Below are 16,156 nucleotides of genomic sequence, written 5' to 3' on the forward strand. Positions count from 1 at the left end.
TTCCCTGAATCTAAATTGACATAAGTCCAAGGCCACTCTTTGACCTCCTTTACTAGGCCCGCTTTGACTGGATTATCTAGAATATAATGAATGGCCGTACAAAAATGTTTTTTCATCTCGAATAAATCGATCCCAATAATCTTCCATCCATATCTCCCCTGGGCGCGCGGGCGGCTCGCCCGCATTATTTCCCTCCAGCTGATTTAAGTCCCCTGGGAGCGCGGGCGGCTCGCCCGCATTATTTCCCTCCAGCAAAATCTTTTTGATTTCATGACTGGTATAACTTTTCCACGAATGCACCACACGATTTAAGCAATGATTTTCGTAAGTCTTAATCAAAAGATGAACGTGATTCGGCATCACTACATAAGCAATGAGGTCATAACGTTCATCATCGAAATGTCGCCAATTATCCACCACAACTTGTGCTATCTCCGGCCGTTTTAAATAACATGCTCCATAAGATTGATCGAGATATTTTTCGATAAGCTTTCGTTTTTGGGTTTTTTCAGCGGGCGAGCCGCCCGCGCTCCCAGCAATGACATGCTTAGGTAAACTATCGGCTAAACGGTAAGTAATCATTTGGTATTTATTCGCCACATCGTAATTAGGCAAAAATCCTCGGCTATGCCAAGCTTCCCTGTTTTCAAATTCTGGTCGTCTCATTTAAACCTCCACTCAGAAAACCTAATCCCTCGCAAATAAGGAAACAAGTCCCCCGGGAGCGCGGGCGGCTCGCCTGCATTTAAACAAACAACTTTTTAATGGACTCTGATAATCAAGGTTATTTTTTCTGGATTTTCTCTCTGTCTTTCTCCGTGCGTAAAGTAAATTATATGCAGAATAATAACAAAAAATGAAGAATAACTTCAAGATTAAAAGCTTTTAAACAGCAAATGTATATATTCTAAATGAAGAACTCTTAGCTAAAGATTCCTTCATTAGAAGTCGTTTATAACTTGTTTTTCGAGTTTAACTCTTCTAAAATATACTTAATTCTTCTATAGGACTACTTTGAATACATACGTCACCAGTCACACTTTGCTTACCCGAACGATGGATCATGAAGATTCGGAAGCCTGGGAAGTTTTTGTCGAGCGCTATCACCGCTACATCTACAAATTACTGGATAAACTTGGCGTAAAAGAGGAAAAAGACGACGTTTCTCAGGAAGTCATGTTAACGATCTGGAAAAAGTTAGATACCTATGACCGAGAACGCTCTAAATTTCGGACTTGGCTTTCTTCTATCATTCGTATTACCGTCTTGAAAAGCTGGCAACAAAAGCATAAAAAGCAAAATATTGATGGTGGTGACAGTCTGCATGGTATTCCAGATGAAAAATCATTTATGGATTTTGCAGAAGAAGAATGGAAGCATTTTATCATGCAGAGAGCCATGGATAACATCAGCAAAGATTTTAAAGGAAAAGCCATGGAAGTTTTTCAGTTAAGTTTAAGTGGCTTGACTGTTGATCTAATTGGCGACAAGCTGGAGCTCAGCAAATCATCTGTCTATACCCTCAAAAAAAGAGTAAAAAAACGCCTTTTAGAGGAAGTTTATTTCTTACAGAAAGACATGGGCTAGCATGAGCGATTCCTATAATAAAAATCTGCTTGATCTCTTTGATATCGTCGAAACTGGCGACGATAATAAAATAGCCAATAATCCCGACTGCGAAGAACTCGAAAATATTGAGAATCGTTACGACAAGCATGAACTCGCCGGCCAAGGCGGTATAAAAAAAGTTTGGGCGGCAAAAGATAACTTCTCAAAAAGGATTATTGCCTATGCCGAACCCCGCGACGACATCCACCCGGTATTTTACGATAGCCTTTTAAAAGAAGCCTGGCTCACTTCCTCTCTGCAGCATCCTAATATCATCAAGATTCATGATGTCGGCATAAATAGCGATCAAAAGCCTTTTTTCACCATGGACTTTAAGCGTGGCCAAAACCTGGCCTCTTGGCGATTTGCGCAGAAAAAAATTGACTTGGATCAATGTCTCGACATCTTTTTAACTACCTGCGAAGCCATCGAACACGCTCATTCCAAAGGCATTATCCACCTCGACCTTAAACCGGAAAATATTCAGCTCGATTCCTTTTCAGAAATAGTTGTCTGTGATTGGGGTATGGGACAGAAAGTATCTGATGCTGAAATGAGTTCATCTAAAGAAATCTCTGAACTTTCCGAAGCGACGGAGAGCACTATTGGCGGTACGCCTGGCTTTATGGCACCAGAACAAATAAAACGGGACGAAACTCCTACTCAAGCTGCAGATATATACGGTCTTGGAGCCCTGCTTTATTATCTCATTAGCGGAAAAAGGTGCCATGAAGGAGAATCGGCAGAAGAGCTGATAAAGTCTACTTTGGAAAATACTCCGAGAAAATTACGCGAGCGCTTTCCTGACTTAAAAGTTTCCAAAACTCTCGATCAAATCATCCAGCGCTGCTTACAGCTGAAAGTTAGTGAGCGCTACCAATCAGTCAGTGCCATTATAGATGATTTGCGTTTATTCTTAAAACAACGACCAACAAGTTTTGAAAATGAAAATAAACTCTTCTGTACCTGGCTATTCTATAAGAGACAAAACTTACTTTGTAACTTAGCCTTGGTCATCTTGCTTATTGTAAGTCTAAGTGTCAACTGGTTTTCTCAGAGGATTCAGGCCGAAGCCCAGCAACGCCAACTACAGGAAGTCAGAGCTTTAAAAGCTGAAAACAAAGCTCTTCTTGCAGAGGATGAAATTCAGCGCAAAATTGAAGAAATTTTTAAAATTAGAGACCAAAGCCGCGAACAAAAAAAAGCCAAAGCCAATGAACTGAATGATCTGGTAGACAATATAAAACGTAGGACTATGTACTTAAAAACCAAGGAAGCAGTTAATATCATGGAGGAATTATCGAGCTTGGCTATGACACTGGACCCCGACTCTCATATGGCCAAACATCAAATGGCCGAAGTCCACTTCATTCAACTCAACACGGCTGAAACCAAGAGAATGCTCAAGCACTACACGCCGGATTCAGATAAACTTCTGCAAGTCTTTCAAGACTGCCCATCCTTAAATTTCACTAGACATAAACGCCCTTCAAAGCAAGAGCTTATAGATTTCTTAAAAGCTATAAATTACAATGGACATGGTCATATTTTAGCTCAAAGGGTTATACTATACGATTATGAAATACGAAGCGAATTCAAACCCGTTAAAGATTATGAGGGTGTAGTTCAAGCTTATTTTGAGGCTGGGGCCCAAGCCATGGCATCTTTTGTCTACGATTACGACAAAGCCAATCGCCGCTTGACTCTTAATGTTCATAATCCAGATAAAAACAATCCTGCGCCAAGATTATTTTTAACCCAATACCTTGATCTGGATACTCTTGTCCTGAAAGGCGACATCTGTAACTTAACCGGCTTAAGACGTGCAAAAATCACCACCCTGGACATTTCTCAGCACTTACCCTTTCTGACTATAGAAATTGATCGTAATCTTTATAACCACCCAACACTCAAAACTATTATTTTAAAATCCGGAAGCTACCCCGAATCCGTCATCAATCGACTCAAGAGTTTTTACGAACTCGTATTTATTCCCTAGTCCCATACAAATTGACGCTCAGCACGAAAAAAAAATTATGTGCTGTCCCAAAAACTTCTATTACCTGTATTAACTACCAAAATAAGTGTTTGCAATGACTTAATCATTGATTCACCGAGAGAGCGTAGCTTACACCCAATATCCTATCCTCCCTAAATATCACACTTAAAAGGAATTAAATGAAATTAAAAACGCAAGGAACTAACATGAGATTTTTTACCTCTATCGCATTCTTCATATGTGCTGCATTACACGCCGCAGAAAGGCCGAATATTTTATGGATTGTTGTGGAGGATATGTCATCCCATTTTAATTATAATGGCGAAAAGCTGGTCCATAGCCCACATGTCGACCGCCTAGCCAAAGAAGGTCAAGTTTTCACCAATGCCTACATTACCGCGCCTGTTTGTTCTGCAGCAAGATCAGCCATGATTACCGGCATGTATCAGACTGCCATTGGAGCTCATCACCACAGGAGTTCACGGGGAAAAATAAAAATCCACCTGCCCAAGCACATCAAAACAATTCCGGAACTCTTTAAAGCTGCCGGTTACTACACCTGTAACGGCAGTGAGCACCCTGGGAAATACGGTAAAGAAGACTACAATTTCTCCTTCAAGAAAAGTGATCTCTACGATGGCCCTGACTGGTCGGGCCGTAAAAAAGGTCAGCCCTTTTTCGCTCAGATTCAATTGCGCGGCGGCAAAATTCGCAATGTCGATAAGTGGTATAAGCAAATTGAACCCGCACTTACAAATGTGATCAGCAAAGATCAGGTCGAGTTACCCCCTTATTACCCGGATGTAGAAGCTTTTAAGCAGGACTGGGCCATTTATTTGAACAGCGTGCAGTATACCGACCTGGAGGTCGGCAAAATCATGCAGCGCCTTAAAGAAGATAAGCTCTTAGACAACACCATCATTTTCTTTTTAACTGACCACGGTATCAGTCAAGCAAGAGGAAAACAATTCTGCTACGATGAAGGTGCTAAAGTCCCCTTCATCGTCTGGGCTCCCCAAAAATTAAAACCCAAGCTACGCGAAGAACTCATTGCTCATATAGATATGTCTGCTAGTTCTCTGTATTTTGCCGGCATTGATATCCCCGCTTACATGCAGGGCAGAACTCTATTTGGAGATCAGGCTCAGCAGCGCAATTATGTTATTTCAGCTAGAGACCGCTGCGATGAAACCGTTGACCGCATTCGCAGTGTCCGCTCAGGGGACTTTAAATACATTCGCAACTTTTATCCAAAGCGCCCTCATCTCCAGCCTTGTCAGTATAAAGATGGGAAGCCATGGATGCCCGTCCTTCGACAATTACAGGCCGAAGGTAAATTAAATGATCTACAGGAAAAGCTTCTTTTTTCTCCTACCCGACCTGAGGAAGAGCTTTATGAATTATCTTCAGACAAATGGGAGCTGAAAAATCTCGCAGGCGACCCGAAGTATAAAAATAAATTGCAGGAGATGCGCTGTATATTGGCCAACTGGATTATCGAATCAGATGACCAAGGACGTTTTCCTGAAGCTGAAGAACAATACGATAGTGACATGGCCGCAACCAGAAAATCAGAGATAAAAGACAAAAACATGGCTCTGATGAAAAAATGGCAATCTGAAGGTAAGTGAAATATTGAATGTGCTTTGAACTGAGTTAAATCGGTGGAATAGCAAAGGCTTTTTCTTATCTACATTGAGTTCGGTCAGACCTACGGCCCTTGAGTATTGTCATCTAATTTTGATCATGCAGCTAGCGCTGCATGCTAGCGTCGGTCGGACCGCTGGCCCTAAGGGCTGGAAGCCCGATCTATTCCAGCGTGGGGTGCAGCCCCACGACAGGAATGCATATAAAAAATCAAGGTGCAGCGCACCGACCGACCCCAGCGTGACCGTAGACATATAAAGTCTGATCAGATTGGATAAAATTTGTATTCAATTTTTATTTGTCGTAAATTCTGAAAAAATTGAGGAGTTTAATAATGGGGAAGTCATTATCTCAAATTTATATTCATACTATTTTTCATATAAGCTTTAGTGATCCTGTGAAAATACCTAATTCACTACAAGATGATTTACATAAATATATAGCGGGACATTGTAAATCCGAGAGTTGTATACCTATACTTATTAATGGTACAGAAGACCATATTCATTTATTGACTTCTTTATCGAAATCAATAAGTGCTTCATCCTTCGTTAATAAAATTAAAAGTACTTCTTCCAAGTGGATAAAATCTAATTCGCATGAGCATGGTTTAATTTTGAAGAAATTTTCATGGCAAAAGGGCTATGGAGTTTTTTCTGTAAGCCCGAGTATTTTAGATAAGGTGAAAGCCTATGTAGAAAATCAACAAGAGCATCACAAACGCATGACTTTTAAAGAAGAATACATGATGTTTCTTGAGCAGTATAAAATTGATTTAGATGATGAGAAATATTTGTGGGTTGATTGAATACTTTGGTCGGTCGGACCTCCGGCCCTTGAGTGTAGGAATATGTTTAGTCATGCACCTAGCGGTGCATGCTGGCATCGGTCGGACCTCCGGCCCTAGGGCTATAAGCCCGCTCTAATTCAGCGTGGGGTGTAGCCCCACGACAGGAATGCATATAAAAAATAAAGGTGCAGCGCACCGACCGAACCCAGCGTGGGGTGTAGCCCCACGACAGGAATGCATATAAAAAATAAAGGTGCAGCGCACCGACCGAACCCAGCGTGGGGTGTAGCCCCACGATTAGAATGCTGATATAAAATCAAGGTGCAGCGCACCGACCGAGTTCAAAAAAAATATAAATCCTTCCGTGTTGTTTGGTGATATTTCGTGGTAAAAATTACTTAGATTTATTTCTGTAATGATTAAAAATATCGAACCACTAAAGAGCACGGAAAAGCACAAAAATCCTAATGACTTTGCATAAGTAATACGATTGCGATCTATGCGCCGTTCCTTCAGAACGGAATGGGACTTAAATGTAAGGTCCTATGGTTAAAAACCATAGGCTGAATTATGCTTCGTGCCTTTGGCACAATTACAGTTGAATGCTTTAGCTTTGAATAAAAATGCTTGCCAAAACCTTATGTTTCTTCGTGAAACCTTGAGCGTAGCGCTACCTTAAGCCGACAGGCGCCACCTTGAACCTAATAGATTTAACTTCATTAACAGAATTAAAAGCGACGTTTTCTGATCAGCAGACCCTTGAGTTTTTTCTCGGGGATAGCGGTGTAAACTTCGAATTGAACGGATTCGTGATGCTTGGGGTTATTGCGTTGGTTGGCACTATCGAGAATGACTCCTTCAGCCGTAAAGGTATTATAACCGGGTGGGATATCCCAGGCAATAACGGATGTTGCGTGAGCCGCAATTCCAATGGGGTAATCTATACCATTGACGCGCAAGGGACCGCCATATATGCCACCATTCACTTCGACCTCAGCATAACCAGCTTTAGTAATTTTCATGGGAAGTTCAGTGAGGCTGAGTTCACCTGCGGGGCCAATGATTTTTGGGTCAATCCATGCTGAGTGGTCATGATTTTGGCCATTGCCACCGTTACTGACCACTAGATAGAGTGAGCGGGCGCCATGGAGTTCAACTTCGATGTCAGTCTTTTTGTCGGGTGTGAAGTAGGTGACAAGTGGACTCTTGTAAAGTGGCTTAGTGTTTCTGTTGAGTTCTAGAGATTCGTCTTGGCTAGCTGAGGCATAGTGATCGGCTTCGACCATAACGGATTTTTCGCTTTTAATTTTGTTATAGCGTACAGCACCTTCGGTAACATCCAGTAATGAGGAGACATTTGAAGAGGATAGGGTGAATTGCGTGCCAATAACCTCACATTCTGAGTGCTCGGTGGTGATGATCATGTCTTTGCCGAGTGGCTGCTTTGCGATGTCCGCATCGAGCACGCCTGAGAAGAGCTCGACGCGTTTTTGACCTTTTATATCGCTAAGACGCACAAAGGACTGGCTGGAAAGTTTAAGCGTGGAGCCATCCAGGTACTTCATGCCCAAAGAACTTTCATTCTGGACGTAGATTTGATCCTTGCTATAGAGTGGGTCGCCTTTGCGGATGTTGACTTTTTCTTTTCCGCGCAAGACAAAGCTATCGAAGCCCACTTTATCCACATGGCCAATCAAGACTGGGGGAGCTTCGGCTACTTTTGCGGGGGTGAGGATAAAAAAGAGAATGGGGATGAGAATGATTTGCGCTGCCACTGCTCGTTTAAACCAAACGGGGAATTTGTGAACCTTGGGCTCGGGAAGTTTTTCCATAATCTGATCTTCCATGCCGGAAGTATCAATTTCCAAGTGGTTCATGATTTCTTCTTCGAGGGCATGAAATTTAGGGCGCTGGGAAGTGAAGATGAGGCCCTTGATTTCCATGGCGAGGTTGAGTTCTTGGACGAGCTCGGGGTCTTCTCGTAATTCTTCTAGGAAGCTGATGAGTTCCTGTTCGGAAAGCTCCCCATCCATATATTTTTCGATGGTGAGTTTTTGCTGATTATTCATGACGGAGTTCTGCGCTTAGGCAGTCCTTGATATTTTTTCTGATTCTAAAGAGTTTTGAGCTGATGGCGTTTTCGGTACTATTAAGGCGCTCGGCTAAGCTAATCACAGTTTCGTTAGTGTAGTAACGGGATTTGATGATTTCCAAGGCATCTTCGGGGAGTTTGGCAATACAGCTCTGGATATGCTCCAGCTTGCGTTCACGATCGGGGTCTTCGTCACAAACTTCGGCGACGAGATTTTGGATTTCTTCCTCAAAGGCAAATTTGAGATTTTTCTTAGAATAAGTCTTTCTCAAATGAGAGTTGAGTTTATTTCGAGCAATGGTGAAAAACCAGGTGCGGAAGTCGTATTTGGGATCAAACTTTTCAATTGATTGAAAAACGGCAATAAAGATTTCCTGTGATAAGTCTTCCACAAGGTGGAAATCGCTGAGGCGCCCCGCCAAGTAAGAGCGCAGAGAGGGGGCGAGTTGACGCACGAGTAGGCGGTACTTATCCGTATCCCCTTGGCGTATCTCATTAATTAATTCATTCATATAGGCGTCCCGTAAACTTTATTACTTTATAAAAGATTTCGCGAGGGAATGCAAATCTTGCGGTGCTTAATATAAAAAAAGACGTATTATTTTTAGTGATTACCTAGTTGACGATTCAATATGACCTATGCGCCGTTCCTTTAGAACGGGATGGGGCTTAAAATTTAGGTCCTATGGTTAAAACACATAGGCTGAGTTATGCTTCGTGCCTTCGGCACGGTCAGTCTCTTTACTGGTACAGCTATTATTGGGGTAGTGATAGGTGGATAAACATATATGATTTACTATACACAAAAAAAGAGCTCTCCGTTGAGGAGAGCTCTTTTTAAAGGTAAAACTTAAATTATTTGTCGCTATCTACCATGGAGTAGAATTGCTCAAATAAGTAGAAGGGATCGTGGGGGCCAGGAGCCGCTTCTGGATGGTATTGAACTGCAAACATCTTTTCAGATTTATGGCGAATACCCGCAACTGTATCATCGTTTAAGTTAATGTGAGTCACTTCGATGAGTTCGTCATTGATTGAGTCAGGGTCAATGGCGAAGTTGTGGTTCTGTGAGCTGATTTCAATTGTACCCTTGAGAAGGTTTTTTACTGGATGGTTACAACCGTGGTGACCAAACTTGAGCTTATAAGTGGTCGCACCAGAAGCGAGACCTAAGATCTGGTGGCCTAAGCAAATGCCCATGATGGGGTATTTGCCAATGAGTTCTTTAGCTGCATCAACAGCGTAAGTCACCGCTTTCGGGTCAGCAGGACCATTTGAGAAGAATACGGCGTCGGGATTCATTGCAATCACTTCGCTAGCGGGAGTTTTTGCAGGAACAACTGTGACTTTAAAACCACTGCGTCTAAGGCCACGGAGAATATTCCATTTGATACCGAAGTCGTAGGCAACGAGCTTGTATTTAGCTTCTGGAAGTTCATCGCCAGTTCCCCAAGATGATGAGATTGAATCATCTGGATCCCATTCGAAAACTTCATCACAACTTACTTTTGCGGCGTAGTCTTGGCCTTCGAGACCTTCCCAGTTTTTAGCAAGTTCGATAGCTTCGGCTTCGCTTACTGAACCATCTGAACAGATGTAACTCTTCATAGCGCCGTCAGTACGGAGTTTGAGAGTGAGTGCGCGTGTGTCAATACCAGCAAGAGCGGGGATGCCGTTATCTTTTAGGAATTGAGAAAGCTTATTATCACTTCTCCAGTTACTATCATCATTCGGGTTGTGGATGATTAAGCCGTTTGAAAAAGTCTTTCTAGCTTCCATATCGACAGGAGTCGTACCATAATTGCCCATTTCAGGGTAAGTCATACAAATGAATTGGCCAGCGTAAGAAGGGTCAGATAAGATTTCTTGATAACCAGTCATGCCAGTGTTAAATACAGTTTCACCTAAGCAGTTTTTATCTGCTCCGATGGAGTAGCCTCTGAAGATCGTGCCGTCTTCAAGTGCGAGAAAGGCTTGCTTTTCTCTTTGAACTTTCCAATTCCAACTTTGACTCATTGAATATGTCACCTTATTTTTCTATTAATTGTTGGGAATCTAAACGCAAGTCATATTTTTTCCAGTTGCTTTTATGGCTCCTTTAGGAGTAAAAAAAATATCTTCTTAAAGGGATGAAGTTTATGAAAAATAAATATGTAAAAAGGCTAATCTGTTTAGCATTGATAAGTGGTCTTTTTAGTTCTTGCTCAACGGGTGAAATTCAATTGGAAAAGACAGAGTTTAAGTTCATGGCTTTAGTTGGCCACTTAGATCAAGATATGATTGAAAAACCTCGTGAAGATATAGATGTTTTTCTCTTGAATCAGGTGATCACTGAAAAAGAGCGTGAATCTGCTTTGGACGCAGGTTACTTTGTCTTTAGTGATGATCGTGAGGTTACACTTATTTCCCGTCGACCTTATGTTAAATATAAGCGTTGGCTGATGTCGACTTTGCCTGGTAAGCAAGTGCCGGGTGTGATTTATCAATTGTCTTATACTTTCTCAGGTGAGCGTGATTTGGAAGTGTTTGTTGTCACGCTTAATGACCAAGTGGATATTAAGGATGTGGCCCAACGGTCGGAAACGATTGATCAGCTTTATTTATCAATTTCAGGCTCGGCGATGTTGATTATTTCTTCTGATGACGATGAATACACCGATGTTTTAAAGCGAAGAATAGCGAGATGGAAAGATGCAGGAGTTGACGGGGGGGATTATACAATGTATTTCTCTAATGTGAGAGATTGGGAAGTCGATAGTGAACCTTTACCAAAATTGTTAGGGCGCTACATTGAAGCAGAGTCTCATCAGAAAAAAATATTGAGTACAAGAAAATGAAGTTAGCTACAGTAATATTAAGTCTTTTTTTAGCTTTGACGATTCAGAGTCAGAGTGTTTTACGTGAAGGTTATATCATTAAGGTGAATAAGCCCGATTCCATTAAAGTGGTGGATCGCTCGGGTGAGCTTACGACTTTACGTCCAGCGAAGGGCAATAAATTTGTCGTACTCAATTTTATCCTTAGCGAAGGCCGCAGTCTTGGTAAATATGACTACGTCTTAAAAGTAGGGGAGAAAGATTTCAAGTGTAAGCTTGTGGGGTCGAATACTGAAGCTTTTAATGAGATTAATTGGGAGTTTCACGTTCCCAGTAAATTAGCTCTACGCTGGAAGTCTGAGCCCAAGCCCGCTTTGTCAGGTTCACGTACAGTGAAAGAAGGGGCTGGAGTTCGCTTGTTGTTTGAACTGAATAAGAACGTAAAAAAAGCCCAATTAGTGTATGCAATAGCACCTGTTGGGCTCAAAGCAGATGAAGTATCTGCTAGTTCTGAAATAGAATTTTAATCTTCAGAAGATTTATAAAGTAGTAGGGCGCTGCCCAAATGCTGTACAATTGTGGCTTCAAATTGAGTCGCAATGTTTTGGACTTCGTCTTTAGGATTTTCGAAAGCTTTCTTACGGACAGTTACTTTGATTAAATCTTGTTTGAGAAAAGCTTCGTTAATGATTTTTATGTTTTCGTCTGTAAGTCCACGCTTGCCGATGACTGCACTAGCTTCGAGCTGCGCTCCTTTAGCACGTAATGCGCGAGCTTCGCTACCGCTTATTTTTTTCATGATGATCCTGTGACTCCTCGATAGTGGTCTCGGAGTTTTGATTGATGTTTAGTAGATCTGTGTGTTTTATGTTGAGATCTCGTTGCGGGAAAGGTATCTCAATATTGTAATCAATAAAGAGCTTATAGATGATTTTGTTGATATCACTGATGATTTGATCGCGTTCAGTGGCTTTTTCAATCCACACGAGTAGTTCAAAATTAAGGCTGGAATCGCCAAATTCCTTGAACCAGATTTGGGGGACGGGCTTATTGAGGACCAAGTTATGCTTAGCTGCGGCTTCGGCTAAAGCTTTTTCAACGAGGCGTATATCTGATCCATAGGCGACTCCCACAGGAATTTTTATCCTGATGCGGGGATCACCAAAAGTCCAGTTGATAATTTGATCATCAAGAATTTTTGAGTTGGGTACAATGATCGACATATTATCAGGTGTTTGAATGATAGTCGTTCTTAAGTTGATGCGAGAGACATCCCCCCAGATTTCCCCAACAGTTAAACGGTCACCTACTTTAATGGGGCGTTCGATGAGCAAAATAATACCACTGATAAAATTGGCGGTAATGTTTTGTAAACCAAAACCAATACCCACAGAGAGCAAGGCGAAGATGCCCGCGAATGCACTAACGGGGAGTCCAACAAAGGCAAAAGCAGTATAGACACCAATGCCGACTAAAACGTATTGAGTTACTTTTTGTATGGCGAATTCAATGCCGCGATCCATTTTCATCTGTCTAGCTAAGCGCTTGACTAGGGTGCGATTAATAACGTAAGAAACAAGGACCGAAGCAATGATGATGCCAATAGCGCCAATGATTAGCCAAATCAAAGAACTATTAAAAATCTGCAAGCCTTCTTTTAGCTGTTCTGAGGGGTTAGTGGGGAGGGGGGCCATGATTCTATTCAGTTTTGTTAGTTTCTTTAATATAAAGTCTTAACAAAAATCGAGAAATCTGAAAGCCTCCGATTTGTACAGAAGCACAGAAGAAATTACTTGGCGAGGATGAGTTGTTTGACTTTTCGACCAGATTCTTTGAGTTGTTGATCATTAAAGGGGCCCTTAGCGGTGGTGCCTTGTTTCCAAACGGCACTCGAACGATGACCAGGAGAATAATTCCAATTGCACCAGCTGATTTTGTGTTGGTCGAGGATTTTGTGCCATTCTTTGACGCTGTGCCAATCATTTTTTCCTTCGCCCGAAGCTTCTTGGCTTCCCCATTCGGTGATGAAGAGTGGTGCTTTGCCCAAGAATTGTTTAAAGCCATCGCGATAGGTCTTGCCATGAGAGGCGGCATAAAAATGAAAGCTAAACATGACATTGTGAGCGGTTTGTTTATCTAAGGGCTTTGTAATGATGTCGTGAGCTACTTTATCGCCAGAGAGGCCGAGAGAAGCCCAATCAGGTGTGCCAATGAGGATGATGCCATCAGGATCATTTTTTCTGATGATGGGAATGATTTCTTCCGCGTAAGATTTAATTCTAGGCCAGTCAATATTTTTGCCATTGGGTTCATTGCATATTTCGTAGAGAACAGAGCCTTTCTGCGCATGTTTTTTAGACATGTAATCAAAAAAGATCTTTGCTTCTTCGATGCGTTTCCAGGGATCCCCGGGTTTTAGGATATGCCAATCAACGATGCTGTAGAGCCCGCGCTTATGACTCTCTTCGACTAAAGTGTCCACCATGGTTGTGAATTTTTTTGGATTCGATTTATAGCCACCTTCATCGTAGTACATGGCGATTCTCAAAATGTCCGCCTGCCATTGATGGGCTAACACATCCATATTTTTTTCATTGAGAAAGGTGCCCCACCCATGCCACTGTAGACCGTGAGTACTCATGCCTTTAAGCTGAACAGGCTTATTGTTTTGGTCACAAAGTTGTGTGCCAATGAGTTTGAGTTTTCCATGCTGCTGAAAAGCTGATTGCGAGTGAAGTGAAAAACTAGCAAGAGCACAGAGTAAAAAGAAAAATATTTTCATACGATTCATAAGTTTAAAGTTGTTATTTACATACATTAATAGCACTCCGAGCTCAAAATTTTACAGGAAGTAGGGTTTAATTCTCTGGATCTTTGCTTTCTATTTCCTCATCCTGATCTGTAATAGATTGTTCTGACGCATACTTATGGCGAATGACTTTCGCAATGCGTTTACTGAAATAATAGATGCGGTTGAGTAGTGCGACCAACTCGGTTTGGAGTTTGTAGAGTTCGGTACGAGAAGGAGCATCAGCGAGCAATCTTCCGTGTAAATGGCTTGTGAGCTCGTCGATTAATTCTTGGATGATCGGTTTTTGCTTAATGATGGTTTTTGCACTTTTTCGATCAGAATTTGAAAGAGCGGTAATAGAAAGTGCCACTGAGTGGGTGATGGTGTCGCAGAGCTCGTGAAGTTTATTTGCGGTCTCCGCACTGACCTTTAGATGATGTGAGCTAACAAAACCACCGAGATTCTGGCTGGCTTCATCGAGGCTTTCAATCATTTGTTGATAGTAGCCTGCAACCGCTAAGAGCTTTTCAACTTGGTCCATTTGTGCACTGGATTGAGTTCTGACGCCAAGTTTACGAGAGTAGTCGATAAGTGATAAGTAGACTTGTGATGATTGTTTTCTTAGTGCGGTGATATCCGTTTGGCTTTCCTCATCTGCGTAGATGATCGCTTCGGGCAACTGCTTTAAGGCAGGCGTGATTAATTGTGCTTGGTGAATGATTTCTAGTTGAGTTTGTTGCAGCGCGATGACTGGATCACTTAAATACATGTCGTGAATATGTTGTGTGATTTCTTGGCTACTGTCTTTTTTGGGGAGTAGGAACTCCGTTAGTTTTGCGAGCTGATTACAAAAAGGAAGAAAGAGCAAAGCATTGGCAAAATTAAAAATAGTGTGAGCATTAGCGAGTTGTCGTGGAGTCTCAGCAGCAATGCGATTGGCGTCTAATAATTCGGGGTGAAGTGGCGAAATGTGCCGTGCGAGTTCAGCAAGCTGTGGAATGAAAAGGAACCACAGGATTACTCCTAAAACATTAAAAATGATGTGAATAAAAGCAACGTGAACAGCAGTTCTAGGCTTGCCTATACTCGCGAGCAGGGCGGTTATGCATGTGCCCACATTTGACCCCAGTGCCATGGCAATACCTGCTTCGAGGGTGATGATATTTTGACCAGCTAAAATGATCAATAAACCAGTGGTGGCTGCAGAACTTTGGACAAGTGCGGTGAAGAGCGCTCCGACAATGATGCCAAGTAAAGCGTGGTCCATTTGGCTCATGAGTTCAATGAAAGGCTGGTATTGCCTCAGCGGGGACGTGCTCGAACTCATCATCGCCATGCCAAAGAAAACGAGTCCTAAGCCGAGTAGGATTTGGCCGTAGTACTGGATGCTTTTATTTTTAGCTAAAGAATAGAGCGTGAAGCCACCCGCAATCATCAGTAGTGAGTATTGGCTTATATTGAAGGCGATGATTTGTGCCGTGAAGGTGCTGCCTATATTAGCGCCCATGATGACCCCGATACTTTGACTCAAATTGAGAAGTCCAGCAGAGACAAAACCAACCAGTAAGACAGTTGTTACCGACGATGATTGTGTGATGGCAGTGATCAAGGTCCCAGAAATTAAAGACCGAAAGTGATTGCCAGTCATTTTGCTGAGCAAGTTTTTTAAACTATCACCAGCAACTGACTTTAAGGACTGGCTCATCATGGTCATGCCGAATAAAAAAAGGCTTAGACCACCGGCCATTTCGATGAAAATTTGCACCCAATTAATCATTATTATACCAAATCACTTTGCTTTAATATGACCTATAAGGCGTCGATTTTGAAGAAATAGCTTAAAATAAGGACTGCTGTTGAGGGATGATGAGTTCTCGGCCTTTAGGCTTGCTGAGCAGTTCTAAGCATAAAAGTGCAGCGCCCATTGCATCGTATAAGGCTCGATGAGGTGTGAAATGATCATTGACCTTAAGCGTGTTTAAGGACTGGGTTAAATCGAGGCACTCGAGCAAGGCGCTTAGGCTGTAATCAGAGAAGAGGTCTTTGTAGACTTGGCGACTAATTTGTAGACTATCAACCGTTCTTTCAATCTCTAAGGCAGGAAATGATTTTTTTAAGATGGCATAGTCGTAGCCGATATTGTGGCCGAGAATGACTTTGTTTTGCAGATGCTCTTTAATCTGGGGCCAAGTGGAAACGATAGATTCACAGCAGTTTGCGGACTTCGCATAAAGTTGATTGACTGGAGCTGAGGCTTCGAAGTAATGAAGGATTTGTCCCGCTTCATTAAAAACGACAAGGCCAATTTCCGCTGGGATGGGGCCGTGTTCACCAGGAACAGTCTCGAAATCTATGGCGGTAAATTCTAACATTTCTTAGTCACTTTTTGTTTTTATGATCTTAAGTCGCCAAG

At 42.1% G+C, this 16,156-nt stretch carries 15 protein-coding genes; 6 read left to right on the forward strand and 9 right to left on the reverse strand.

Features of this window, described 5'->3' with window-relative positions; genetic code table 11:
* Positions 1-72: 72 nt before the first annotated feature.
* Positions 73-666 (reverse strand): transposase, encoded by a 594-nt coding sequence (locus LNTAR_RS22755; protein ID WP_007281130.1) that lies wholly within the window; start codon positions 664-666, stop codon positions 73-75.
* A 348-nt stretch (positions 667-1,014) separates the two neighbouring features.
* Here LNTAR_RS22755 and LNTAR_RS22760 point away from each other — a divergent pair, with 348 nt between their 5' ends.
* The 4 genes from LNTAR_RS22760 to tnpA all read left to right on the forward strand — a co-directional run bounded on the left by LNTAR_RS22760 (position 1,015) and on the right by tnpA (position 6,062).
* Positions 1,015-1,587, forward strand: a complete 573-nt coding sequence (locus LNTAR_RS22760; protein WP_040915644.1) for an RNA polymerase sigma factor — start codon at positions 1,015-1,017, stop codon at positions 1,585-1,587.
* 1 nt (position 1,588) lies between these two features.
* Positions 1,589-3,607, forward strand: coding sequence for a serine/threonine-protein kinase (locus tag LNTAR_RS22765; protein WP_007281132.1), 2,019 nt, complete (start codon positions 1,589-1,591; stop codon positions 3,605-3,607).
* Positions 3,608-3,813: 206 nt separating this feature from the next.
* On the forward strand, positions 3,814-5,238 hold the full coding sequence (locus tag LNTAR_RS22770) for a sulfatase family protein (protein ID WP_157473805.1): 1,425 nt from the start codon (positions 3,814-3,816) through the stop codon (positions 5,236-5,238).
* 350 nt (positions 5,239-5,588) lie between these two features.
* Positions 5,589-6,062, forward strand: a complete 474-nt coding sequence (tnpA, locus tag LNTAR_RS22775; RefSeq protein ID WP_007281134.1) for an IS200/IS605 family transposase — start codon at positions 5,589-5,591, stop codon at positions 6,060-6,062.
* Positions 6,063-6,772: 710 nt separating this feature from the next.
* Here tnpA and LNTAR_RS22780 read toward each other — a convergent pair.
* The 3 genes from LNTAR_RS22780 to carA form a co-directional block, all read right to left on the reverse strand.
* Positions 6,773-8,113 carry an NPCBM/NEW2 domain-containing protein gene (locus LNTAR_RS22780; RefSeq protein WP_007281135.1) on the reverse strand — a complete coding sequence of 447 codons (1,341 nt, stop codon included), beginning with the start codon at positions 8,111-8,113 and terminating at the stop codon, positions 6,773-6,775.
* Positions 8,106-8,648, reverse strand: a complete 543-nt coding sequence (locus tag LNTAR_RS22785; protein ID WP_007281136.1) for an RNA polymerase sigma factor — start codon at positions 8,646-8,648, stop codon at positions 8,106-8,108. Before LNTAR_RS22785 ends, LNTAR_RS22780 begins: the two co-directional genes overlap by 8 nt.
* 343 nt (positions 8,649-8,991) lie before the next feature.
* Positions 8,992-10,152, reverse strand: coding sequence for a glutamine-hydrolyzing carbamoyl-phosphate synthase small subunit (carA, locus tag LNTAR_RS22790; RefSeq protein WP_007281137.1), 1,161 nt, complete (start codon positions 10,150-10,152; stop codon positions 8,992-8,994).
* Between the two features lie 122 nt (positions 10,153-10,274).
* Here carA and LNTAR_RS22795 point away from each other — a divergent pair, with 122 nt between their 5' ends.
* Both LNTAR_RS22795 and LNTAR_RS22800 read left to right on the forward strand, forming a co-directional pair.
* Positions 10,275-10,973 carry a hypothetical protein gene (locus LNTAR_RS22795; protein WP_007281138.1) on the forward strand — a complete coding sequence of 233 codons (699 nt, stop codon included), beginning with the start codon at positions 10,275-10,277 and terminating at the stop codon, positions 10,971-10,973.
* Entirely contained in the window at positions 10,970-11,479 is a 510-nt protein-coding gene (locus LNTAR_RS22800) for a hypothetical protein (protein ID WP_007281139.1), read from the forward strand. Before LNTAR_RS22795 ends, LNTAR_RS22800 begins: the two co-directional genes overlap by 4 nt.
* Here the strand turns inward: LNTAR_RS22800 and LNTAR_RS22805 are convergent.
* From LNTAR_RS22805 to LNTAR_RS22825, 5 genes are all read right to left on the reverse strand, one after another.
* Positions 11,476-11,751 (reverse strand): YhbY family RNA-binding protein, encoded by a 276-nt coding sequence (locus tag LNTAR_RS22805; protein ID WP_007281140.1) that lies wholly within the window; start codon positions 11,749-11,751, stop codon positions 11,476-11,478. The two genes, LNTAR_RS22800 and LNTAR_RS22805, sit on opposite strands and share 4 nt — an antisense overlap.
* Positions 11,732-12,646, reverse strand: coding sequence for a mechanosensitive ion channel family protein (locus tag LNTAR_RS22810; RefSeq protein ID WP_007281141.1), 915 nt, complete (start codon positions 12,644-12,646; stop codon positions 11,732-11,734). Before LNTAR_RS22810 ends, LNTAR_RS22805 begins: the two co-directional genes overlap by 20 nt.
* Before the next feature lie 95 nt (positions 12,647-12,741).
* Positions 12,742-13,770: a glycoside hydrolase family 5 protein gene (locus LNTAR_RS22815; RefSeq protein WP_007281142.1), complete on the reverse strand. Its 1,029-nt coding sequence runs from the start codon at positions 13,768-13,770 to the stop codon at positions 12,742-12,744.
* Between the two features lie 40 nt (positions 13,771-13,810).
* Positions 13,811-15,520 carry a Na/Pi cotransporter family protein gene (locus tag LNTAR_RS22820; RefSeq protein WP_007281143.1) on the reverse strand — a complete coding sequence of 570 codons (1,710 nt, stop codon included), beginning with the start codon at positions 15,518-15,520 and terminating at the stop codon, positions 13,811-13,813.
* 61 nt (positions 15,521-15,581) lie between these two features.
* Entirely contained in the window at positions 15,582-16,115 is a 534-nt protein-coding gene (locus LNTAR_RS22825; protein WP_007281144.1) for a 3'-5' exonuclease, read from the reverse strand.
* Positions 16,116-16,156 lie beyond the last annotated feature (41 nt).

It is taken from the genome of Lentisphaera araneosa HTCC2155 (genome assembly GCF_000170755.1).
GTDB classification, from domain to species: domain Bacteria; phylum Verrucomicrobiota; class Lentisphaeria; order Lentisphaerales; family Lentisphaeraceae; genus Lentisphaera; species Lentisphaera araneosa.